Origin of the sequence: Kitasatospora sp. NPDC001261 (genome assembly GCF_042896795.1) — a bacterium.
Lineage (GTDB): Bacteria > Actinomycetota > Actinomycetes > Streptomycetales > Streptomycetaceae > Kitasatospora.
Genome location: NZ_JBIAXP010000021.1, coordinates 57,814 through 77,760 on the forward strand (window position 1 = coordinate 57,814; position 19,947 = coordinate 77,760).

At 72.4% G+C, this 19,947-nt stretch carries 23 protein-coding genes; 20 read left to right on the forward strand and 3 right to left on the reverse strand.

Features of this window, described 5'->3' with window-relative positions:
• The first annotated feature begins 85 nt into the window (after positions 1–85).
• Positions 86–718 (forward strand): HAD family hydrolase, encoded by a 633-nt coding sequence (locus tag ACFY4B_RS26720; RefSeq protein ID WP_387971833.1) that lies wholly within the window; start codon positions 86–88, stop codon positions 716–718.
• Here the strand turns inward: ACFY4B_RS26720 and ACFY4B_RS26725 are convergent.
• Positions 704–1,966, reverse strand: coding sequence for a transcriptional regulator (locus ACFY4B_RS26725; RefSeq protein WP_387971836.1), 1,263 nt, complete (start codon positions 1,964–1,966; stop codon positions 704–706). The two genes, ACFY4B_RS26720 and ACFY4B_RS26725, sit on opposite strands and share 15 nt — an antisense overlap.
• 263 nt (positions 1,967–2,229) lie before the next feature.
• On the opposite strand from ACFY4B_RS26725, the gene ACFY4B_RS26730 reads away from it, so the two are divergent.
• From ACFY4B_RS26730 to ACFY4B_RS26765, 8 genes are all read left to right on the forward strand, one after another.
• Positions 2,230–2,919, forward strand: coding sequence for a 6-carboxytetrahydropterin synthase (locus ACFY4B_RS26730; RefSeq protein ID WP_387971839.1), 690 nt, complete (start codon positions 2,230–2,232; stop codon positions 2,917–2,919).
• Positions 2,916–3,476, forward strand: coding sequence for a phosphoribosyltransferase (locus ACFY4B_RS26735; RefSeq protein ID WP_387971841.1), 561 nt, complete (start codon positions 2,916–2,918; stop codon positions 3,474–3,476). Before ACFY4B_RS26730 ends, ACFY4B_RS26735 begins: the two co-directional genes overlap by 4 nt.
• Entirely contained in the window at positions 3,473–4,585 is a 1,113-nt protein-coding gene (locus ACFY4B_RS26740; protein ID WP_387971843.1) for a glycosyltransferase family 4 protein, read from the forward strand. The genes ACFY4B_RS26735 and ACFY4B_RS26740 overlap by 4 nt, the downstream gene beginning before the upstream one ends.
• An 81-nt stretch (positions 4,586–4,666) precedes the next feature.
• On the forward strand, positions 4,667–5,296 hold the full coding sequence (folE, locus tag ACFY4B_RS26745; RefSeq protein ID WP_387971846.1) for a GTP cyclohydrolase I: 630 nt from the start codon (positions 4,667–4,669) through the stop codon (positions 5,294–5,296).
• Positions 5,293–5,961, forward strand: coding sequence for a thymidylate kinase (locus tag ACFY4B_RS26750; RefSeq protein ID WP_387971849.1), 669 nt, complete (start codon positions 5,293–5,295; stop codon positions 5,959–5,961). The genes folE and ACFY4B_RS26750 overlap by 4 nt, the downstream gene beginning before the upstream one ends.
• Positions 5,958–7,010 carry a radical SAM protein gene (locus tag ACFY4B_RS26755; protein WP_387971852.1) on the forward strand — a complete coding sequence of 351 codons (1,053 nt, stop codon included), beginning with the start codon at positions 5,958–5,960 and terminating at the stop codon, positions 7,008–7,010. The genes ACFY4B_RS26750 and ACFY4B_RS26755 overlap by 4 nt, the downstream gene beginning before the upstream one ends.
• Positions 7,003–8,094: a DegT/DnrJ/EryC1/StrS family aminotransferase gene (locus ACFY4B_RS26760; RefSeq protein ID WP_387971855.1), complete on the forward strand. Its 1,092-nt coding sequence runs from the start codon at positions 7,003–7,005 to the stop codon at positions 8,092–8,094. The genes ACFY4B_RS26755 and ACFY4B_RS26760 overlap by 8 nt, the downstream gene beginning before the upstream one ends.
• Positions 8,082–8,750, forward strand: a complete 669-nt coding sequence (locus ACFY4B_RS26765; protein ID WP_387971858.1) for a PolC-type DNA polymerase III — start codon at positions 8,082–8,084, stop codon at positions 8,748–8,750. The genes ACFY4B_RS26760 and ACFY4B_RS26765 overlap by 13 nt, the downstream gene beginning before the upstream one ends.
• A gap of 10 nt (positions 8,751–8,760) precedes the next feature.
• Here ACFY4B_RS26765 and ACFY4B_RS26770 read toward each other — a convergent pair whose 3' ends face one another.
• Positions 8,761–9,255, reverse strand: coding sequence for an NUDIX domain-containing protein (locus ACFY4B_RS26770; protein ID WP_387971860.1), 495 nt, complete (start codon positions 9,253–9,255; stop codon positions 8,761–8,763).
• Between the two features lie 148 nt (positions 9,256–9,403).
• Here ACFY4B_RS26770 and ACFY4B_RS26775 point away from each other — a divergent pair, with 148 nt between their 5' ends.
• From ACFY4B_RS26775 to ACFY4B_RS26795, 5 genes are all read left to right on the forward strand, one after another.
• Positions 9,404–10,387 carry a hypothetical protein gene (locus ACFY4B_RS26775; RefSeq protein WP_387971863.1) on the forward strand — a complete coding sequence of 328 codons (984 nt, stop codon included), beginning with the start codon at positions 9,404–9,406 and terminating at the stop codon, positions 10,385–10,387.
• Positions 10,384–11,973: a PEP/pyruvate-binding domain-containing protein gene (locus ACFY4B_RS26780; protein WP_387971866.1), complete on the forward strand. Its 1,590-nt coding sequence runs from the start codon at positions 10,384–10,386 to the stop codon at positions 11,971–11,973. The genes ACFY4B_RS26775 and ACFY4B_RS26780 overlap by 4 nt, the downstream gene beginning before the upstream one ends.
• Positions 11,970–12,611 carry an HAD family hydrolase gene (locus tag ACFY4B_RS26785; RefSeq protein ID WP_387971869.1) on the forward strand — a complete coding sequence of 214 codons (642 nt, stop codon included), beginning with the start codon at positions 11,970–11,972 and terminating at the stop codon, positions 12,609–12,611. The genes ACFY4B_RS26780 and ACFY4B_RS26785 overlap by 4 nt, the downstream gene beginning before the upstream one ends.
• Positions 12,595–13,230 (forward strand): PIG-L deacetylase family protein, encoded by a 636-nt coding sequence (locus ACFY4B_RS26790; RefSeq protein ID WP_387971872.1) that lies wholly within the window; start codon positions 12,595–12,597, stop codon positions 13,228–13,230. Before ACFY4B_RS26785 ends, ACFY4B_RS26790 begins: the two co-directional genes overlap by 17 nt.
• 226 nt (positions 13,231–13,456) lie before the next feature.
• Complete coding sequence (locus ACFY4B_RS26795; protein ID WP_387971875.1) at positions 13,457–14,209, forward strand: 7-carboxy-7-deazaguanine synthase QueE; 753 nt, start codon at positions 13,457–13,459, stop codon at positions 14,207–14,209.
• 269 nt (positions 14,210–14,478) lie between these two features.
• Here ACFY4B_RS26795 and ACFY4B_RS26800 read toward each other — a convergent pair whose 3' ends face one another.
• Positions 14,479–14,826, reverse strand: coding sequence for a hypothetical protein (locus tag ACFY4B_RS26800; RefSeq protein WP_387971878.1), 348 nt, complete (start codon positions 14,824–14,826; stop codon positions 14,479–14,481).
• A 417-nt stretch (positions 14,827–15,243) separates the two neighbouring features.
• Between ACFY4B_RS26800 and ACFY4B_RS26805 the strand changes: the two genes are divergently transcribed.
• From ACFY4B_RS26805 to ACFY4B_RS26830, 6 genes are all read left to right on the forward strand, one after another.
• Positions 15,244–15,936, forward strand: coding sequence for an XRE family transcriptional regulator (locus tag ACFY4B_RS26805; RefSeq protein WP_387971879.1), 693 nt, complete (start codon positions 15,244–15,246; stop codon positions 15,934–15,936).
• Complete coding sequence (locus tag ACFY4B_RS26810) at positions 15,929–17,161, forward strand: M20 family metallopeptidase (RefSeq protein ID WP_387971882.1); 1,233 nt, start codon at positions 15,929–15,931, stop codon at positions 17,159–17,161. The genes ACFY4B_RS26805 and ACFY4B_RS26810 overlap by 8 nt, the downstream gene beginning before the upstream one ends.
• Positions 17,162–17,466: 305 nt before the next feature.
• Positions 17,467–18,174 carry a 7-cyano-7-deazaguanine synthase QueC gene (gene queC / locus ACFY4B_RS26815; RefSeq protein WP_387971885.1) on the forward strand — a complete coding sequence of 236 codons (708 nt, stop codon included), beginning with the start codon at positions 17,467–17,469 and terminating at the stop codon, positions 18,172–18,174.
• A complete protein-coding gene (locus ACFY4B_RS26820; RefSeq protein WP_387971886.1) occupies positions 18,171–18,830 on the forward strand; it encodes a 6-pyruvoyl tetrahydropterin synthase family protein in 660 nt (219 codons plus the stop codon). Before queC ends, ACFY4B_RS26820 begins: the two co-directional genes overlap by 4 nt.
• Before the next feature lie 81 nt (positions 18,831–18,911).
• Complete coding sequence (locus ACFY4B_RS26825) at positions 18,912–19,355, forward strand: DUF6884 domain-containing protein (protein WP_387971888.1); 444 nt, start codon at positions 18,912–18,914, stop codon at positions 19,353–19,355.
• A complete protein-coding gene (locus ACFY4B_RS26830) occupies positions 19,352–19,918 on the forward strand; it encodes a phosphoribosyltransferase (protein WP_387971891.1) in 567 nt (188 codons plus the stop codon). Before ACFY4B_RS26825 ends, ACFY4B_RS26830 begins: the two co-directional genes overlap by 4 nt.
• The last annotated feature ends 29 nt before the right edge of the window (positions 19,919–19,947 follow it).

Here is a 19,947-nt window from a genome sequence, read left to right on the forward strand (position 1 = left end):
AACAACTGGCCGTGGAGCAGGCGGTTGCTGCCGAGTTTGACGGGAGCTTGTTCCCGAAACCTACCCGGCGGCCTAGGCTGCCGGGATGACGACATCTCCGACGGCTGGGTTCCGCGCGGTGGTATTCGACTTCTTCGGTGTCTTGACCTTCAACATGGTCGAGGTGATCCAAGCGTTCGAGGACCGGGAGAAGATCGTCCGAGGGACGTTCCTCCGCGGGTGGGCGTCCTCTGAAGGACAGGACCTGTTCCGCCGACTGGAGCTCGGCCAGATCACACAGGAGGAGTGGAACTCGAGCTTCGGCTGCCTGATCGGGGTCGAGCCTGCTGGCTTGATGGCGCGGTACCTGCATGATGCCTTCCCGGCCTACCCCGTGATCGAGGTCGCCCGGCAGGCGCGGGCGGCCGGGATCAGAACGGCGGTGTTGTCCAACTCTCTCGGGCGCGAGCCGTACGACCCGTACGCCGGCTTCGACCTCCACAGCGCCTTCGACGCGGTGGTGCTGTCGGCGGAGGTGGGTCTGCGCAAGCCCGACCCGGCGATCTTCCGCCTTGCGCTCGGCATGCTCGGCGTACCGCCTGAGGAGACGGTATTCGTCGACGACAGCGAGCAGAACCTGGCCGTCGCGGCTGGACTGGGCATCACCCCGGTCCACGGGCTCGACGAGAAGGTGACGGCGGCCCGGGTCCGCGAGCTCCTGCGCCTACCCGGCTTCTAGGAAGTCGCGCACCGCCGAATAGTCAGCGTGCGGGGCGAGCTTGCCTCGCAGGTCCTTCATCTGGGACGCAGAGCGCGCGGAGTCCACCGAGCTGAGGCAAGCCGCCGCGTGACGGGCGGCTGCCACGGCTGCGTCCAGGTCGTTGAGTACAAGGTGCGCCTCGGCGGCCCGGGACAGGTAGATCGCGTGGGTGCGCGGATACTCCTCGTCGCCCGGATACGCGTCCATGCCGGCGGCGAAGCGTCGCAGGGCCTCGGCTGGGTCGCCGAGGTCCAGGGCCGCCGACCCGGCGATCATCTCGACCTCGCCGTAGTCCACCCAGTACAGGGTCTTCGGGTCGTCGTCGCTGCGGCCCTTGTCCAGCGCGGCTCGGGCCAGGTGGAGCTGGTGGGCTGTCTGCTCCTTGGCCCCGGTCTTGGACAGGGCCCGGGCGGTGCGGGCGGCGAGCATGGCGTCCATCCGCGGGGTGGTCCTGCCCTTGACCTGCGTTCGGGCGGTGTCGAGGAGGGAGACCGCCCGCTGGGCCTGGCCGGTGGAGTAGCACTGGATGGCGGCGAAGGAGAGCGCGTAGGCGCCGGTGATCACGTCCTGGGCCTCGGCGGACGCCCGCAGTGCAGCGTCGAAGTAGCGTTGAGCGATCCCGAAGTGCCCCTGGTCGAAGGCGGTCCACGCCCGCTGCCGCGCTGCTTCGGCCGCGATCGCATACAGGCGCCGCAGGTCTTCGTCGCTGTGTCGTCCGGCCTTGATCAGCCTGACCGCCAGGGACAGTTCACTGCCGGCCTGCTTGTAGACCTCGCCGCTGCCGAGCTCGTCGTCGACGCGGCGGAGGTAGTCGAGCCGGTCCTCCAGGTGCACCAGCAGCCGGGGGTCGTCGGCGTGCACCACGGTCTGGCCGGTCGGGATCTGTGCGACGGCCCTTGACCAGCTGCTCGCGGAAGCCGTCAGGGCGACGCCCGCTGCGATGAAGCTCCTGCGATCCACTCTTCTCCCGTCCACCAGCTCGGTGAGAACCGCCAGGGTTGTTTCAGGACCCTCCCACGGGACGTGGTTGGCGGTGGCCGCCCGGGCGTCAGCGAGCGCACTGCTGAACGCCCCTCCTGTCCTGAGTACCAGGTCGTAGGCGGCAGCGACAGAGGCCGTCACCGGTCGGTTGCCGTTCTCGATGTTGCGCAGGTACGCCTCGCCGAAGCCCGCTGCGCGGGCGAAGGCCGCCCACGGTATCCCGGAGGCTCGGCGTGCTGCCCTCATATCGTTCCGCAGCCGGTCGGACACGACGGCGCTCCTCGGGATTTGGGATCGGTGTTGGATCGGGCCGCTCCATTGTTCCCGCCGTCCTGGCAGTGTGTGCTCGGTTCAGCACAGATCGCCACTTCCACCTGGTCGGAGCGGCGCCCTGCACCACTCCGGCGCCCTTCCCTGCCCCAGAACCCGAGAGGTGCACGATGAACCCCCCCTTCGAAACCGCCCCGGCGGCCGGCCCTCCGCCCCATGGACGGCTCCCGAATCTCCCGGTGGGCGGTATCTACACCATCGGCAAGCGGGCCACCTGCGACATCGCCCGCACGGTCGGCGGAGCGGACGGCAGCGACCTGGTCACCGTGGAGCTCGTCCTGACGGCCCGTGAGCTGACCAAGCCCGGCTTCGTCTGCGACTTCGGCGACCTCGCCGAGCTCCAGCAGCACGTCGACCAGGTCCTGGACCACCAGGACCTGGACAAGGTCCTGGCCGACTCCACCGACGCCGGGATCGTCGCCCACGTCCAGGCGTGGGCGCAGGAGAACCTGCCCGACGGTGTGCGCCGACTGCTCGACGAGGTCCGGATCTTCACCGGCCGCCTGCCCGCCCCCGCCGATGACAGGGCCGTCCACTTCCGGGCCCGGCACTGGCTGTGCGATCTGCCCGACGGCCACAAGTGCGGGCGTCACCACGGCCACGCCTACCTGGTGACCCTGCCGGACCCGGACCAGACGGACAACTTGCTGCCGGTGCCCGAGAAGCTGCGCGAGGTCGTGCTCTCGCGCTTCCACGGACAGATCCTCAACGAGGTCCTCGGCTTCAACCCGACCAGCGAGCACCTGGCGGCGGTGCTGACCGTCTGGCTCGCCGAGCAGGGGATGACGGCCGAGGGCGGGCGCCCCTTCACGGTCCGCGTCTCCGAGACGGCGAGCACCTGGTCGCAGTTCACGCTGGAGGCAGCATGAGCACCCCGGCCATGGCGGGCACCGCCCCCAGCGGGGCCGCCGCACCGGGAAGCAGCATCAGGCAGCTGCGCTGGGACGACGTCCAGGCACAGGCCGCCGGGATCGCCGCGGCGATCCGGACCGGAGGGGTGCCGCAGACCGTGGTGGCCGTCGTGCGTGGCGGCATGGTGCCGACGGTGCTGCTCGCCCATCAGCTCGGCGTGCGCGACGTGCGGGTGCTGGAGGTGACCCACACCGTTGACGACAGCGCCAACGCGGCCAAGACCACCGAACCCACGGTCCGAAACCCCGCCTCGCTGGGCGCGCTCGACGGCCTGGACGTGCTCGTGGTGGACGACGTGGCCGGCACGGGGCAGGCATTGGCCAGCGCCGTTCGGGTCGTGGAGCAGGCCGGAGCCGCCCGGGTGCGCAGCGCCGTGCTGGTGGTCAACGAGGCGAACTGGACCGGCGGCAAGCCGCCGGTCGAGACGGTGACATCCATTGGGGAGACGGTCCGCGGCTGGGTCGTCTTCCCCTGGGAGGCGCCCGCGTCGGCGGGAGCGGAGGGAGCGTCATGAGCACGGTCGCGTTGGTGCTGTTGTCCTACCGGCCCGACCAGCCGTCGGGGATCGACCGGTCGATCGGCGCCTTGGCCAAGGGGCTTCGCGAACTCGGGCATACGCCACTGGTGCTGACGGCGGGCCCGGCCGGTCCGCTGGACCACCTGGAGCCCGGCCTAGTCCGGCTGTCCAGCGTCACCCTGCCGCACCCGGCGACGAACGCGGACGTGCTGGCCGCCCTCGCCGACCCCGCACCGGTGGTGGCGGAGGTCCGCTCCGTCCTGGCCGAGCACGGCGCGGAGGCGGTCTGCTGGGGAGACACCCTGTGGGGCCTGGGCTACCTGAGCCCCGCCCCGGCCGAGGTCACCACCGCGCTGATGGTCCACAAGATCCGCCCCAGCGAGGAGCAGCGCTGGCAGAACGCGCTGGCGGCCGCCGACGTCGTCTGCCCGGCCAGCGACTACCTCGCCGACGGCGGGTCCGCGGCCGGGCTGGACACCAGCCGCTGGCGGCCGGTCCTCAACGCCCTGCACACCCTCATCACACCACCCACCGCCGACCAGCGGGCGAAGCTGCGGGAGACGGGGCCGGTGCGGATCGTCTCGCGCGCGGACCCGGCCAAGGGCCTGGCCGAACTGCTCTGGGCCCTGCCCTCGGACTGGAACCGGCCCGTGGAGCTGGTCCTGGCCGAGGCCGGGTTCGAGCTCCAGACCGGAGGGCAGGCCCGGACCCTGGCCGCCTGCCAGGAGGTCGCAGCCCGACGCCCGGGCCTGGTGAGCATCCTGCCGGCGCTCGGCTGGGCCGACGTACCGGACTTCTTCGCCGGCGCCGCCGCCACCGTCATCTCCACCCAGGTGCCGGAGACGTTCTGCTTCACCGCCGCCGAAGCCCTTTCCGCCGGCACCCCGGTGGTCGGTGTCGACCTGGGCAACGTGCCGCTGCTGGCCGGCGAGGCCGGGCGCTACGCGCCGCTGGAAGCGGGCCCCGGGGCGCTGTGGCGGGCCGTGGCCGAGCTGCTGGCCGACCCCGACGAATACGGGCGGGCCAGTGCGACCGCCCCCGGCCGCATCACCCGCTTCACCCCCGAGAAGTCCGCCCGCGCCCTCCTGGACGCCCTCGGCCTCTGAGCCCCACCGCACAACGCTTCGTCGCACGAGCGAGCTGTGCGGCCCCGTCACCCTTCCCACGGACAAGTGGAGGACACCTTCGTGAACACCACCCTGACCCCGCCCGTTTTGCCGCACCAGGGGCCGGTCTCCGGCACCCGTGCCCCGATCGACACCCCGGCCGTCGAGAGCCTGCTGCGCGACCTGCTCATCGCGCTCGGCGAGGACCCCACCCGGCCCGGCCTCGCCGAAACGCCGGCCCGCGTCGCCCGGTTCTACACCGAGTTCCTCGGACACGAGGCCGGCACCACCGACACCACCTTCGAGTACCAGGCCGAAGGCGAGGGATGCGTCGCCGTCGGCGGCATCCGCACCGCATCCCTGTGCGAGCACCACCTACTGCCGTTCACCGTCGAGGCGGTCATCGCCTACGCCCCCGCCGACCGGGTGCTGGGCCTGTCGAAGCTGGTGCGGATCGCCAACCGGCACTCCCACAAGCTCCAGCTGCAGGAGCGGCTCGGCGCCGAGATCGCCGAGGACGTCGCCCGCCTGACCGGCAGCAAGCAGGTGGCGGTGTGGATGGTCGGCAACCACTCGTGCATGGTCGCGCGCGGGGTACGCGCCCACGGGAGTCGCACCGCCACCGAGTACCTGCTCAAGCCGCTGGCCGCCGACACGGCGGCGGTGGAGCGGCTGCGCCGCGTCGCCGTACTGGCGGGCGGTGCGCGATGAGCGCCGTGGTCACGCTCGAAGGCGTCAACGGGGCCGGCAAGAGCCACCTCGGCCGCCTGGCCGCCGCCGTCCTGGGCCCGGTGTGCGTGCCGCTGGTCGAACTGCCCGACTCCGCGCCGACCGGACTGCCCGGCCAGGTCATCGCCGCGCTGCACAGCGAGGGCGACCGTTTCCTGCGCACCGGCCACCCGGGTACCGAGACGCTGCTGCTCGCCGCTCTCCAGGTCCACCGCCACGAGGCGCTCGCCCCCATCGGCCCCGGCCAGGTCGTGCTGGAGGACCGCGGTCCGGCGTCGGTGGCCGTCTACCAGGCCGCCGTCCTCGCCGAGGCGGCCGGCGCCACCGACGCCTGGGCACTGGAGCGGGCCCTGGCCATCGAGCAAATGATCCGGCTGTGGCGGCCCGCCCCCACGACCACCGTGCTGATCACCGACGACCCCGACGCGTGCCGGGCCCGGTTCGAGCGGCGCACCGGCCAGGCGGCGAGTGCGGACGAGCGGGCCCTGATGTCCCGGGCCGGACGGCTCTACCACCAGCTGGCCGCCGTGTCGCACGGCTACGTGGTGCTGGACCGGCAGCTGATCGGCGAAGCCGCCGCCGTGGACCTCATCACCGGGCTGTGCCGCGGCGCAGCCACCACGACCTCGGACGGGGTGGCCGGGTGAAGGCGGGGAAGACGATCAGCCTGCTGTGGGGCCTGCGCTCGTTCTGCGCCTCCCACGGCTGCCTCTACTGCTACTTCGGGACCATCGACGACCACAGCGTGCAGATGCCCACCCAGCTCGGGGTGCTCTCCCACCTGTCGCCGAACGACCTGACCACCGACCAGGTCCTCGGCTTCGCCGCCACGCTGGCCGACTCGCCGGTCGGCCGGGTGTTCCTGGCCGGCGGGGAGCCGCTGCTGTGGAGGCCGGTCATCAAGCTGATCGAGATCCTCAAGGCGGGCGGCCTGGAGGTGGTGGTGTGCACCAGCGGTGTCGCCCTGAACCGGGCGGACCTGCGCGATCCGCTGATCGAGCTGGGAGTCGACGCGGTGTCGGTGTCGCTGGACTCCGCCGACCCGGTCCACAACGACCAGTGGCGGCCGCCGCGCCGCGAGGGCGACGGCTGGGAGGCCGTCGTCTCCGGGATCAGCGCGCTGCTGGACGCCCGCGGGCCCGCGCCCCGTCCCAAGGTCGGCATCTACAGCGTCATCACCCGCCGCAACCTGGCCGACATCGTCGCCGTACCCGAACTCGCGGTGGCGCTGGGCTGCGACTACGCCGTCCCGCAGCCGATCGCCCTCGACCCCGGCCACAAGCTCGCCAAGGCACTGTCCCTCACCCCCGAGGACGTGCCCCAGCTGCGGCAGCACTTCGACGAGCTGTACGCCGCCGAGCTGCCGCTGGTGCTGCCCGAGCGCGCCTACGCCGGCCAGGTAGCCTCCGCCGTCACCAAGCCCACCGACCTGGTCCCCGGCTGCTTCGGCGGCGACACCCTCTACTTCGTCCAGCCGGACGGCACGGTGTGGGACTGCCCCTCCGGGCTGAAGATCGCCGCCACGGCGCCGCAGCGCCACCGCACCATCAAGGACACCGCGGCCCGGGACCTGTTCCCCTCGCCGACCGGCTGCGGCCACGACTGCGCCCTGTTCTCCGTCGACTGCGTCAACATGTGGCCGCTCACCAGCTTCCCCGTGCTCTCCCCGACCGCACCGGAGGCTCACCGTGCCTGAGAACCCCGCTCATCAGGTGATGGCCGCCGCCGTCGCCCGCATGCCCAACCCGTCCGGCTACCAAGAGGTGATGGCGTTGGAGGAAGAACTGGCGACCGCGTTCGGCACCCGCCGGGCCGTCGCCGTCTCCTCCGGCACCGCCGCGATCACCACCGCGCTGGCCGCCTGCGGCATCGGAGCCGGCGACGAGGTCCTGCTGCCGGCCGTCACCGTCGTCATGACGGTCGCCGCCGTCGTCGCCGCCGGGGCCCGCCCGGTGTTCGTCGAAGCCGGCGCCGACGGCCGGGGCCTGGACCTGGCCGACCTCACGGCGAAGACCGGCCCGGACACCAAGGCCGTCATCGCCGTGCACCTGGCCGGGCGCACCGACGGCATCCACGAGGTGGCCGCGTACACCCGCGCCACGGGCCTGCGGCTGATCGAGGACGCCTGCCAGGCCCAGGGCACCACCACCCGGGGCCGCCCGGCCGGCACCGTCGGCGACATCGGCTGCTTCTCCCTCAAGGACGGCAAGATCATCGCGTGCGGGGAGGGCGGCTACCTCCTCACCGGCGACGACGCCCTCGCCGACCGGGCCGCCGCCTACCGCACCCACTGGCAGAGCCCTGCCCCTGACGCCCCGGCCGGCAGCCGCCTCGGCGTCAACTACCGCCTCGCCGAGCCGCTCGCAGCCCTCGCCCGCCACAACCTCCAGCGCTTCCCCGACGCGCTGGCCCTGCGCCGCCGGCAGGCGGCCGCCCTCCACCACGCGGTCGACGGCACCGCGGGCCTGGAACCGATCACCCCGGCCGACGGCGACATCCCCAACGGCTACAGCGCCCTGTGGCGCCTCACCCTGCCCGCCCCGCGCGCCTTCGCCACCCACCTCGCCGGCCTTGGCGTGCCCAACAGCGTCGGCACCCACCGCCTCACCGCCGCCCACCTTCACCCGGCCTGCTCCGGCTACGCCACCGGCGATCTTCCCCGCGCGCACGCTACGGTGGACACCCTGCTGGCCGTCCCGTTCACCGAGCACGACACTGAACAGGCCATCGAGCAGTGGGCGTTGACGATCCGGCAGGAGGCCGCCGCGTGGAAGAGCTGATGCGCGATCCCCGCTTCGCCGGCACCACCCTGGTGGTGATCGACTTCGAGGGGCTCACCCCCGCCGGACGGCCCGCCGAGCCGATCGAGGTCGCCGCCCTCGCGCTGCGCGCCGACGGCGGCCGGCTGGTGGAGGCAGGCCGGTTCGAATCCCTGATCCGCCCGCCCGCCGACGTCCCCGTCACCACGATGGACACCTCCCAGACCGGCCTCACCGCTGCCCGGCTCGCCACCGCGCCCCCGGCCGCCAAGGTGATGGCCCGCCTGGACGCCCACCTGAGCGCACCGCCGTACCGCCTGGTGGCCCACCACGCGCACACCGAAGCGGGCCTGATCGCCCACCAGGCCGAGCACTGCCCGGTCCTGGCCGCAACCCCGCTGCTCGACACGATCGGCCTGGCCAAGGCCGTCCTGCCGCATCTCGGCTCCTACCGGCTGGACAACCTGCTCGGCCACTACGGCATCCCCAGACCCGCGGACCGGCACCGGGCGATGCCGGACGTCCAGGTCACCGCCAAGATCCTGGAACTGCTGCTGGCCGAAGGGTGCGCCGCCGGCCGGTGGCGCACCCTGCTGGAACTGGACATGGCCGCGGGCCTGCAGCCCAAGCGCCTGACCCCGGCCGTCCCGGACGCGGAGCAGAGCGCCCTGTTCTGACCGCCCGATCTCACGCCGCCAGGCGCAGCGACCCGTCGTCGATCATCGCGAAGAGCTGCTTCACCTGAAGGCGCGAGTCCTCGGACAGGCCCTCGACCTCGGCCGCCTCCTGCTCGGTGAACCAGCGCACCTCGTGCACCGCACTGCCGGACGCCGCTTCGTCGCCCACCCGGGCGACGAACACGTGGTCGATGTGCCGGTGCGGTTCGCGGGTGTGGTTGTCGGCGCAGGCGTCCATCTCCACCACCCACCACGGCGCGACCGGCGCGCTGTGCGGGAAGCCGGAGGGCAGCGGAAGCGACGGACCGGGCAGCAGCTCGGCCCGCAGCCCCGTCTCCTCCTCGATCTCGCGCAGCGCGGCCTCGGCCGCCCCCTCGTCCACCTCGACGTGCCCGCCGGCCGGGAGCCACAACTCCAGCCGCGGGTGCCACACCAGAGCCGTCCTGCACTCCCCGTCCCCGCCGACGCGGAAGACGAACGCACTCGCTGTCGATTCCTTGATCACTTCGCTGCTCCTCGGCACTCGGCCACCTACGGTGCCGCACCGGCCCACCGGGCGGCAGGCGCCGAGCCTTTCACACCCCGCACCACCCGCATGACCAAACGTCACCGATCCGGCCACCGCGCCGCCCGGCCCCGGCAAGGGAGATTCCGTGGAGCCCGTCTGGAACGGCCTGCTCACCTGCGACTACGAGCACACCAGGCCCGGCAGCACCCTGCTGGAGCTCGACCTGTACACCACCTCCCTCACCCACTGGCCCGGCGTGTTCATGGACGACTCCCGCCCGTACGGGCGACTGCGGCGGCCGGGGATCGTCGACATCCCCGAAGGCGACCACCTCGCCCTCACCGGCCGCTGGCACCAGTTGCTCGCCGATCCCGCCTACGCCGGCGCGATGGTCACCGCCGCCGAGCAGCGCCACCGCCTCGCCGACACCACCCTGCTCGCCCTGGAGGAGCAGCTCGAGGCCGGCGCACCGGCCGAGCAGCAGCTCGCGGCGGCGACCGAGGCGTTCCTCGGCGTGATGAGCGCCCACATCGTCAACTGGCTGCTGCCCGACGACGACTGGCAGATGCTGCTCGCCGGCCTGCTCGGCGGTGACGCCGAGGGGCGGGCCTGCCGCCTGGCCCTGAACACCCCCGACGTCACCGGCCACCTTCTGGACGCCCACCTGGTGCTCCTGGACGGCGCCGCCGCGCTCGCCCAGGGTGCCGACCTCGCCCGCGCAGCCGGCACCCTCGCCGCGCGGGCCGGAACCCTGTACGGGGACGGCTCCCCGGCCGCCGCCGCGATGCCGCTCGAAGACCATGCCCGCGCCGCCGGGCTCCTCACCGCCACCGCCGCCACCGACACCACCGGCCAGCGCCACGCCATCGACGCCTCACGCCGCCGCGCGGTCCAGCTGCGCGACGCGTGGGTGCTCGCCGCGCTGCTCGCCGCCGCGGGCGACCCGACCGCCACCGCGCGGGTGAAGGCGATGACCACCGTCTGCCGATGGGCGGCCGGCAGCGAGGAGACCCGCAAGGTCCAGCGGCACCGCTACCTCGCCGCGGCCCGCCGCTGGTGCGAGAGCAACGGCGCCGACCCCTCCACCGTCACCACCGCCGACCTGCTGGCCCCGGGAGCCGACCGATGACCACCGCCCTGCCCAGTCTCGACGAGACCCTGGACACCGAAACCGCCGGGGCGAAGGCCACCGCCCTCGCCCGCCTGGCCGCCGCCGGACTGCCCGTCCCTGCGGGGGTCGTCATCCCCGCGGGCCACCCCGAGGAGCAGCTCGCGGCCGCCGTCCGCGAGATCCTCGTCCGCTGCCCGGCTCCGTACGGGCTGATCGCCCGCTCCTCCGCCACTGACGAAGACGGCCGGACCGCGTCCTTCGCCGGCCTGTTCACCTCCCGCATCGCCCCGGCCGAGCCCGCCGCGCTGCTGGACGCCGTCCGCGCCGTCCGCGCCTCCGCCCACCACCCGACCGTCACCGCGTACGGCCAGGCCATGGGCGTCACCGGCCCACCGCGCATCGCCGTTCTCGTCCAGGCGGCTTTGCGCCCGGCCTGCTCCGGCGTCCTGGCCGCCGACATCACCGGCCCCCGGTGCACCCGCTGGCGGATCGAGGCCGTCCACGGCCTGGCCGAGCCCCTCGTCTCCGGCCAGCAAACCGGCGAGATCCACACCGGCAGCCCCGGCCACGACGCCATCGTCCGGCCCGGCCCCCAGGAGATCATCCAACTTCCCGCCACAACCGCCGAGTCGGCGATGCCGCCGGGCGAATGGGCGGACCTCGGCACCGGCACTCGGGCCAAGATCCAGACCTCCGGCGCGGGCGTACTGCACCTGCACACCCCGGCTGTCCTCGCGGGCCGGCCCGTGCTCACCACTGCAGCACGCGACCAGCTCCTCGCCGCCGCCGCCCGAGCCGCCGCGGCCCTCGGCCTTGAGCGCATCGACATCGAGTGGGTGATCGACGCCGACGACAGGCTCCACCTCGTGCAGGCCCGCCCCCTCACCGCCCCGCTCACCGACCACACCGCCGCCCGGACAACAGGAGTCGACGACCGGGCGCTGCACGGGATCGCGGCCGCCCCCGGCACCGGCACCGGCCCCGCCGTCCACACCTTCAGCGATGCCGGCATCACCGGCCAGGTGCTGGTCTGCGACGCGCTCGGCCCCGAAGCCGTCCCGGCCCTGCTCACGGGACCCGCCGCCGTCGTGGCCACCACCGGCGGCGAGCTCTCCCACACCGCGATCATCACCCGCGAACTCGGCATCCCCTGCGTCACCAACGTCCCCGACGCCCGCACAGCCATCACCACCGGCACCGTCGTCGAAGTCGACGGAGGCGCTGGCACCGTCCGCCTCGCCCCGGCCGTCCCCGCCCAGCGCAGCGACCCCCAGACCCAGCCGCTCACCGCCACCGCGGTGCTCGTCCGCGCCCTGGACCACCCGGCGCCCGGCGACGGCCGCGCCGCCACCCTCCTCTGGCACGACGAGAACACCCCCGCCCGCGAGCTCGCCGGGTACGGCAGCCACAGCCCGCACCCCGTCGGCCTGCTGGTGCCCGGCGACTTCTCCGCGCCGGTCACCGTCCCGCCCGGGTGCAGCCCGATCCGCCTGCCGGGACTGGGCACGCTGCTGTGGCCCCAGGACGCCCCGCCCCCGCCCGCGGAGATCGCTGTCCTCGGCCCCGACGGACAGATCCTCCACCGCAGGACGGTGGCCCGGTGACCCCCGTCGAACTCCTCGGCGACGCAACGGCGCTGATCGTGGACTGGGACGGCACCGTCGCGGACAACACCGCCGCCCGCCACACCGCCCTTCAGGCCGCACTGGCACCGCACGGCATCGCCGTCCCCGCCGACCGCTACCGGGCGCTGGCCGGCCTGCCCGTACGTGAGGTGATCGCCCAGCTCGCCACCGACGCCGCTCTTCCCGTCCCGCCGGTCGAGGAGGTGGTGGCGCGCAGCCGGGCGGCGCTGCTCGCCGGACCCGCGCCCGACCCGGTCCCCTGCACCCTCGCCCTCCTCCACACCGCCCACGGTCTCGGCCTTCCGCTGGCCGTCGCCTCCAGCGCCGCCGCCGTCCTCGTCCACCTCGGCATCCACCAGCTCGGGCTGCAGGCACTGCTGCCGGTCGCCGTCACCCACGACGACGTGCCCCGGGGCAAGCCGGCGCCGGACGCGTACCTGGAAGCCGCCCGGCGCCTCGGCGCCGACCCCACCCGGTGCCTGGCCGTCGACGACGCCGACGACGGCATCGCCGCCGCCCTGGCGGCCGGCATGCGCACCCTCACTATCCGCGACGGCCTCCTCGTCCCGGCCCACACACCCAGCACCTCTGGAGCTCCCCGTGCCGCGCAACCCTGACGACCAGCTGACCGGGCCTCAGTCCGTACTCGCCGTCTTCGCCCACCCCGACGACGCCGAGCTGTGGGCCGGAGGCACCCTCGCCCTCCACGCCCAGCACGCGCCCGTCCACATCGCCGTTCCCCTCCGCGACCCGGTCCGCGACGCCGAGGCCAAGGCCGGAGCAGCCGTCCTCGGCGCCACCCTCCACCAGCTCGCCGAGCTCACCCCGTCCGCGCTCCAGGCCCTCCTCGTCGAGCTGAAGCCGCACGTCGTCATCACCCACCCCGTCCTCGACACCCACACCGAGCACCGGCACACCGCCGAGAAGGTCCTCGAAGCCCTGCCCGAGGCGAAGATCGAAACCGGCCGCCCGCGCCGCCTCTACACCTGCGACACCTACAACTCCCTCACCCTCGTCGGCCCAGTCACCCCCACCGTGCTCGTCGACGTCACCAGCACCTTCGACACCAAGATGAGGGCCCTGCGCTGCCACGAGTCCCAGCCCGTCGAAGACCACTTCGGCCCCATGGCCGAAGACCTCGCACGCCTGTGGGGCAGGCGCAGCGGAGCCGTGCACGCCGAGGCGTTCACCGCCCTGCCCATCCTCGGCCGCCTGCCCGGAGCCACCCACTTGTGATGCTGGCTGCCTGGGCCGCGCCGCCCGGCCCTGGAACTCCGGCAGAATCAGCAGATCAGGCAACTCCGGCACAACGCCCTTGAAGAGTGCCTAAGTTGAGCGCGTCGCGGTCGGAGCCTGTCTGGCGCTCTCTGTGCGGACGTACGCCTCGGCGGGGGTGGGGCGCTCTTCTACGGACGTCCTCGAAGCAACGAACGATCAACCAGAGCAACGGAGGAATCACCGAATGTTGAAGATCAGCCAGGTCTTCGGGCCGACGGTTCAAGGTGAGGGGAGCGCTGCCGGACGGCACTGCCTCTTCGTGCGAACCTTCGAGTGCAACCTGGAGTGCAACTTCTGCGACACCGCGTACACGTGGGCCGTGACAGACGAGAAGGCGGCCAAGACCCGCAGCGGGAAGCGCTACGAGCGGGACGAGCCCAAGTACGGCCTCAAGCACATGGACGCCGCTGCGGTCCTCGACCAGCTGAGGGCGCTGTGGGACATCGAGCACCGGCCGACGATCATCGTGATCTCCGGCGGCGAGCCGATGATGCAGCAGCGGGAGCTGGTGCCGCTGCTGGAGCAGTTGCGCGGCTGGGGCCACGAGGTCCACGTCGAGACGGCCGGCACCATCACCCCCCTCGCGGAGTTCGACGAGCTCGTCACGCAGTACAACATCTCCCCGAAGATGGCCAGCAGCGGCAACCGGCTGTCCAAGCGCTTCAAGCCGGAGGCGCTCACCGCACTGCGGGACACCGGTCGGGCCTGGTTCAAGTTCGTCGTGACCGAGGACTGGGAGACGGACTTGGCGGAGGTCGACCGGATCGTCGAAGCTGTTGCGCTGCCGCCTCAGCGGGTGATGGTCATGCCGGAAGGGTCGGACGGCCGGACCAACATCATCACCGCCCAGAAGATGGTCGACGCCGCTCTCGGGCGCGGCTTCGGGCTCTCCTTCCGGACCCACGTCTTCCTGTGGAACGACGACCCGGACCGGTAGCACGGCGACGGCGTCCTCGGCACGGTCGGGATCCTCGTACGCTGCTCCGCCGCGGATTCGCATGTCCGCCGAGTTCGCGGCCGGGCGCGTAGACCAGCAGGTTCCCTGTGCCTCACGCCCGTTGTGGCCGCGAGGAAGGCGCAGCGAAGCCTCGTTGCAAGGGCCGAGAAACCGAAACTGCCCAAGCCGGAGCGGCAGGAGAAATTAGGGTGGCGACCGTGAATCCTGCCGCACCGGGACCCGACGCACCCGACCTCACCCTGACCGCATCACGCCTTCGTACCGTCGACATCGTCTTCGGGGACCCTCGCGACAACGACCCCGTCCCGGGCATCCTGCTGATGACGGACGGAGCCGACGCGGCCACGTGGATGGGACGGTTCGCTGCTCGACATGGCTTGCCGACTCAACCTGGCGCCACCCAGGTGGCCGATGACGAGACGCTCTACGCGCACGTCCCGGCCCGCGGTGACGTTCGGCTCGTCCACGGTCTCGAGGAACGGCGGCTCGACTCCGTCGACGGCCTCTGGCGTGCCCTCGCCCTTGCCCGCCAGCATGTGTATCTCGTCCTCGGTTTCCTTCCCTGTCCGGTGCGAGGGGACGGCCTTGTTGAGCATCTGAACCGTCTACGGGACACAGGGAGCGCAGTCCTGGTGGCGGTCGACCTCGGCCGGTGAACGCGGCTGCCAGCCGGTCGGCCAGCGCTCGCGAAAGCTTGCTGCGCGGTGCCGACGGGTCCCGGATGCCCGGGAGCCCCACCGGCCCGCGGGGTGAGGCGTTCAGTACTCGACGAGCCGGGACGGAGCCGGTTCGCAGGTCCCACCGTGCGCCCGCGGGCGGGCGATTTCTGACGCCAGCGCCGTCCGGCGTGGTCGAGACGGAGTTGGCGACGCCCATGGGTGCACGGCCCGCCATCGCCACCGGATTGGCGTGGCGCCCACAGAGCCGAACGGGAAGGCGGAGAGATGAAGTCGGGGTCGGTGAGTTCGTTACGTCGAGCACGGCAGTCGAGGAACTGGACACTCGAGCAGGCGGTGGCTGCCATCGACGAGGTCAGCGAGGAGCCCACCGGACTGACGCCCAGCCTTCTGTCAGCCTGGGAGCGGCTCAAGATCCGCACGTCCGCCCGCTACCGGAAGCTCTGCTGCAAAGTCTACAAACTGCCTGCCGAGGTCCTCTTCGCCGACCAGGACGGGGGCGACTTGCCGGGGTTTCCGCCGGGCGCGGGGCTGCGCCTGGTCCACCCGTACCCGGCCCTTTTCGCGGCCATGATCGAAGTAGTCCAAGGCGCCCGGCAGGCTCTGGTCATCACCGGCTCCCGAAGCCGTGAGTCCGCCTACCTGGACAGCATCGTCAGGGCCCTGGCCGACAGACCCACACTCGTCCATCACCGAGTCCTCTACGGGCCGCCGCGTAACCGTGTACTGACGGACCACCTGCTGGCGCTGACCCGCCTGCGGGACCCCTCTGAGCGCACAGGCGGAGTCAAGACGCTGCACATCGGCGTGGTGGAAGGCGACCAGCCGGAGCGGTTCTTCGTCGCCTCGGAGCGTGAGGCGGTGATAGTGGTGCCCTCGTTATCCGGTGTGGACCCCTTCGATACGGGGATCGTGCTGGGAGAGGATGACGCCGGCCGACTCGTGCAGCACGCCAGGGAGGCATACGCGGGCTCTCGGCGGGTTGAGACGGCGGCGACGGTTCGACGATTGGCGGGGCTTGATGACTGACGCGGCAGTGGACCGGGTGCTGGCAGCCGAGTTGCTGAGCCAGGCGCGCGCGGACCGGGACTCGGTCCTGGAGCTCGCCGCGAAGCTGATTCGGGTGCCCTCTCGGGGCGGCGTCGATTCCTATGAGCCGGTCCTGGCTGTCCTGGAGGGGTGGTTCACGGGGCGCGGGATGAGCGCCCGCCGCCTGCACGACGGGTCCGGTGCCTTGGTGGGGCTGGTCGCCGAGGTGGATGGCGGACTGCCGGGCCCCACCTGGGTACTGGACGCCTGCGTGGACACCGCACCCCTCGGCGACGAGTCGCTCTGGTCGTTCCCCCCGTTCGCCGGCGACATCGAGTCAGGCTGGCTGCGGGGCCGAGGAAGTGCCGACTCCAAGGCCGCCGCTGCCGCTTTCTGCCACATCGCCGCGCGGCTCCAGGCCCGGGGAGCCTCCTTCCCGGGCCGGCTGGCCGTGCTGCTGGACTGCGACGAGCACACGGGCACCTTCGGCGGAGCCCTGGCCTATCTCTCGCAGTTGGGCGATCAGACGGTAGGCGGGGTGATGATCGGCTACCCGGGGCTGGACGAGCTGGTGGTCGGAGGCCGCGGCGTCTACCGGGCCCGGCTGCGGGTCTCGGGGACGGCGGCCCACTCGGGATCGAGCAAGCCCGCTGCGGCGAACGCGGCCGTTCGGGCGGCGTGGCTGGTCGGCCGACTGTCCGAGCTGGGGCTGCCGCAGCCGTCGGCGGGTGGCTTCCCGCTTCCCCCGAAGCTCACGGTGACGGAGATCTCGGCCGGGGGCGGCTTCACCACCGTGCCGGACACGGCCTGTGTCGCGGTCGACATCCGCCTGACGGACACTCTGGCCAGCGACGACGCCGAACTGCTCCTCAAGGAGGTGTGCACCCGGCTCGATCGGGACATGCCCGGCCCCGAGGCGACGCGGATCGAACCCGTGGTGTCCTGGCCGCCCTTCCGTCTCGGTGAGGGCGAGCAGCCGGCCCAGGCTCTGCGGGATGCCGCCCTCCAGGTGGGCCTGCCGGTCAGGAGCAAGGTTGCGGGCCCGTCGAACATCGGGAACCTCCTCGCCAAGTCCGGGATCCGCGCGACCGCCGGTTTCGGGCCGCACTACGAAGGGCTCCACGGCACCGACGAGCGCATCCGCGTGGCCGAGCTGCCCCAGGTTCAGGCCGCCTACCACCTCGCCGTCCTCCACCTCCTCGGCGTCGCAGAGACCCAGCATTGACAGCGAATTGACAATTCGTCGGTAGCTCCTGATTGACAGGAGATTGGCTGGCCCCGAGAGCCCCTGCGGGTGTCTTCTGGTCACCGCGAACCACGCAGTGCAACGAGTTCATCGCAAGTGGTAGCCGGCCCGTACGGATCCGGCGCGCCGACGCTGAGGGAGCGCCTCGCCGCGCCGTCCACCGCCTACGGGTCCGCGCTCCGCACCGAGCCGTGCACATCCAGTTCCTGCACGGCCTCCCCACCTGCGCGCCGACTGCCACGTCGTCGGCGCACGGGGGCTTCGACTGCCCAGAGAGGTGCACGATGACGCAAACGTCCCTGCCCAGTCACGCCGTCCTGGTCTTCAGCGGCGGTCTCGACTCCACCACCGTGGCCTACCACCTGGCCGCCAACGGCACCCGCCTCACTCTCCTCTCGCTCGACTACGGACAGCAGCACCGCGTCGAGCTGCGCCACGCCGCCGGCATCGCGGACCTGCTGAACGCCGTGCACCACGTGCTCGACCTGGGCTCCCTGGGCGCGCTGCTGAGCGGCAACGCGCTCACCGACCAAGCCCTCGAAGTCCCCGACGGTCACTACACCGACGCGACGATGCACTCCACGGTTGTGCCGCACCGAAACGCCCTGATGCTGGACCTGGCCGTCGCCATCGCCATCGGCCAGGGCGCCGACGCGGTCGCGTTCGGCGCCCACGCCGGCGACCACCCGATCTACCCCGACTGCCGGCCCGAGTTCCTCGACGCCTACCGGCACATGGTCATCAGCGCGAACGAGGGCTTCCTGCCGGAGAACTTCCAAGTCCTGGCGCCGTTCCTCGCCATGACCAAGGCGGACATCGTGCGCCTGGGCGCCGGGCTGGGCGTTCCCTACGAGCGCACCTGGTCCTGCTACAAGGGCGGAACCGTGCACTGCGGCCTCTGCGGAACCTGCACCGAGCGACGCGAGGCGTTCGCCCTCGCCGAGGTCGCCGACCCCACCGTGTACGCCACCGCCAAGGCGAACGCCCGGTGACGCGTCGCCAGGAGCTCTTCCGGATTGGCAAGGCCTTCCCGTTCGAGGCCACGAGGACCCTCGGAGCCGAGCTGGACGGCCACTCCTTCACCGCGGAGGTGACGCTGACGGCCCAGCACCTGACCGGGCCCGGCTTCGTCGTCGACTTCGGCGAGCTGCAGCCAGTCAAGCAGTACATCAACGCCAACCTCGACCACCGGCTGCTGGACGACACCGTGGGCGGCGAGGCGACCTGCGAACGGATCGGCGAGCACCTGCTCGCCTGGTGCCAGACGTACCTTCCTCCCGCAATCGCGACCCGCCTGGAGGCGGTCGAGGTCCGCACGGGTCGACGCCCAGCGGGCAGCCCATCGACAGTGCAGTTCTCGGCCTCGCACCAGCTCGGCGGACTCCCCGAAGGACACCAGTGCGGCCGGCTGCACGGTCACTCCTATCTGGTCAGCCCGCTGCCCGGCGCCGGCCCGCTTCCCGCACAGGTGGGCGAATACGTGCGCGAGCGGCTCGACGGCCGGCTACTGAACGACGTCTTGGACTTCGAGCCGACGTCCGAGCTCATCGCCCGGCACCTGGCCACCGAGACGGGTCGGGACCTGATGGGGCTGAGGGTGTCGGAGACGGAGTCCAGCTGGGCCGAGTTCGGGACCGGTATCCGGTGAGCGCCGCCAGGATGAATGACCTGGCGGCCAGGGGCCACCGAATCGGCGCCCGCCTGCAGACGCTGAGGCGGGGCGACGAGCGTGGACAGTGAGAGCCCCAGTGGGCTGGTGATCGTCGGCTGCTCGCGCCGCAAGACCGTCACCTCGCAACCGGTCCCCGCCCTCGACCTCTACCAGGGTTGGTGCGTCCCCGAGCTGCGCCGCCGCCTGCCGCCCGGTGCGGCGCAGCGGGCGCGAACCCTCGTGCTCTCCGCCCAACACGGCCTGGTCGGCGCCGATCAGCCGTTGGCCACCTACGAGCAGCCGATGACACCCGAGCGCACCAGGGCACTGCGCGCACCGGTGCGCCGGGCGCTCACCGCCCACCTGAACGCCCACCCCGCCAGTGAGGCGCTCCTGCTGCTGGAGGCCGCCTACCTGGAAGTCCTGGGCGACCTGCCGGTGCCGGTCGTCCACTCCTTCACTGACCCCCTGGCTCGGATCGCCGACGTCCACCGCATCCTCGACTCCTGGAGCTGGCCATGAGCATGAGCACCGTCGCCCAGCGCGTCTTCGAGAGCCGCCGCATCTGGCAGCTCACCCAGCAGGAGTTCCTCCACGCCGCCTGCCTGATCGCGTCCCACGAGGCCGGCCACCGGCCCGAGGCCGTCATCGGGATCGCTCGCGGCGGCACGCGCCTGGCCGAGCTCCTCGCCGAACAGCTCCATGTCCCGGCCGTCATGGTCCAGGCCCGGCACAACACCAGCGACGCCCCCCGGCTCCAGGCCAGCGGCCACGTCCAGGTGCACAGCGACGGCGACGCCCTCGCCGGCCTCGCCGCGGGCTGCCGGCTGCTGGTCGTCGACGACATCTGCGGGTCCGGCTCCACCCTGCGCGCCATCGGCCCCTGGCTGACCGGGCTCCTTCGCCCCGCCAATCTGCGCACCGCGGTCCTGTGCCGCAACCGCGGTGCCGACTTCACCCCCGACACCTGGGGGTGGAGCGTCGCGGACTGGGTCCGGTTCCCGTGGGAAGGCCCCGTCGACGGCCCCACCGAGCCGCTCCCCCCTCTCGCCAGCCTGTCCCACCGCGCTGCCGCCGCGGCCTGAACCCACCACTTCACCCGGCACCTTCCACG

Bases quoted from the DNA above. Each gene is read 5' to 3' on its own strand.
- ACFY4B_RS26780 (WP_387971866.1), top strand. From the start codon at position 10,384: ATGACCACCGCCCTGCCCAGTCTCGACGAGACCCTGGACACCGAAACC.
- ACFY4B_RS26740 (WP_387971843.1), top strand. From the start codon at position 3,473: ATGAGCACGGTCGCGTTGGTGCTGTTGTCCTACCGGCCCGACCAGCCG.
- ACFY4B_RS26810 (WP_387971882.1), top strand. From the start codon at position 15,929: ATGACTGACGCGGCAGTGGACCGGGTGCTGGCAGCCGAGTTGCTGAGC.
- ACFY4B_RS26720 (WP_387971833.1), top strand. From the start codon at position 86: ATGACGACATCTCCGACGGCTGGGTTCCGCGCGGTGGTATTCGACTTC.
- ACFY4B_RS26800 (WP_387971878.1), bottom strand. From the start codon at position 14,826: ATGCTCAACAAGGCCGTCCCCTCGCACCGGACAGGGAAGGAAACCGAG.
- ACFY4B_RS26795 (WP_387971875.1), top strand. From the start codon at position 13,457: ATGTTGAAGATCAGCCAGGTCTTCGGGCCGACGGTTCAAGGTGAGGGG.
- queC (WP_387971885.1), top strand. From the start codon at position 17,467: ATGACGCAAACGTCCCTGCCCAGTCACGCCGTCCTGGTCTTCAGCGGC.
- ACFY4B_RS26735 (WP_387971841.1), top strand. From the start codon at position 2,916: ATGAGCACCCCGGCCATGGCGGGCACCGCCCCCAGCGGGGCCGCCGCA.
- ACFY4B_RS26750 (WP_387971849.1), top strand. From the start codon at position 5,293: ATGAGCGCCGTGGTCACGCTCGAAGGCGTCAACGGGGCCGGCAAGAGC.
- ACFY4B_RS26725 (WP_387971836.1), bottom strand. From the start codon at position 1,966: ATGAGGGCAGCACGCCGAGCCTCCGGGATACCGTGGGCGGCCTTCGCC.
- ACFY4B_RS26830 (WP_387971891.1), top strand. From the start codon at position 19,352: ATGAGCATGAGCACCGTCGCCCAGCGCGTCTTCGAGAGCCGCCGCATC.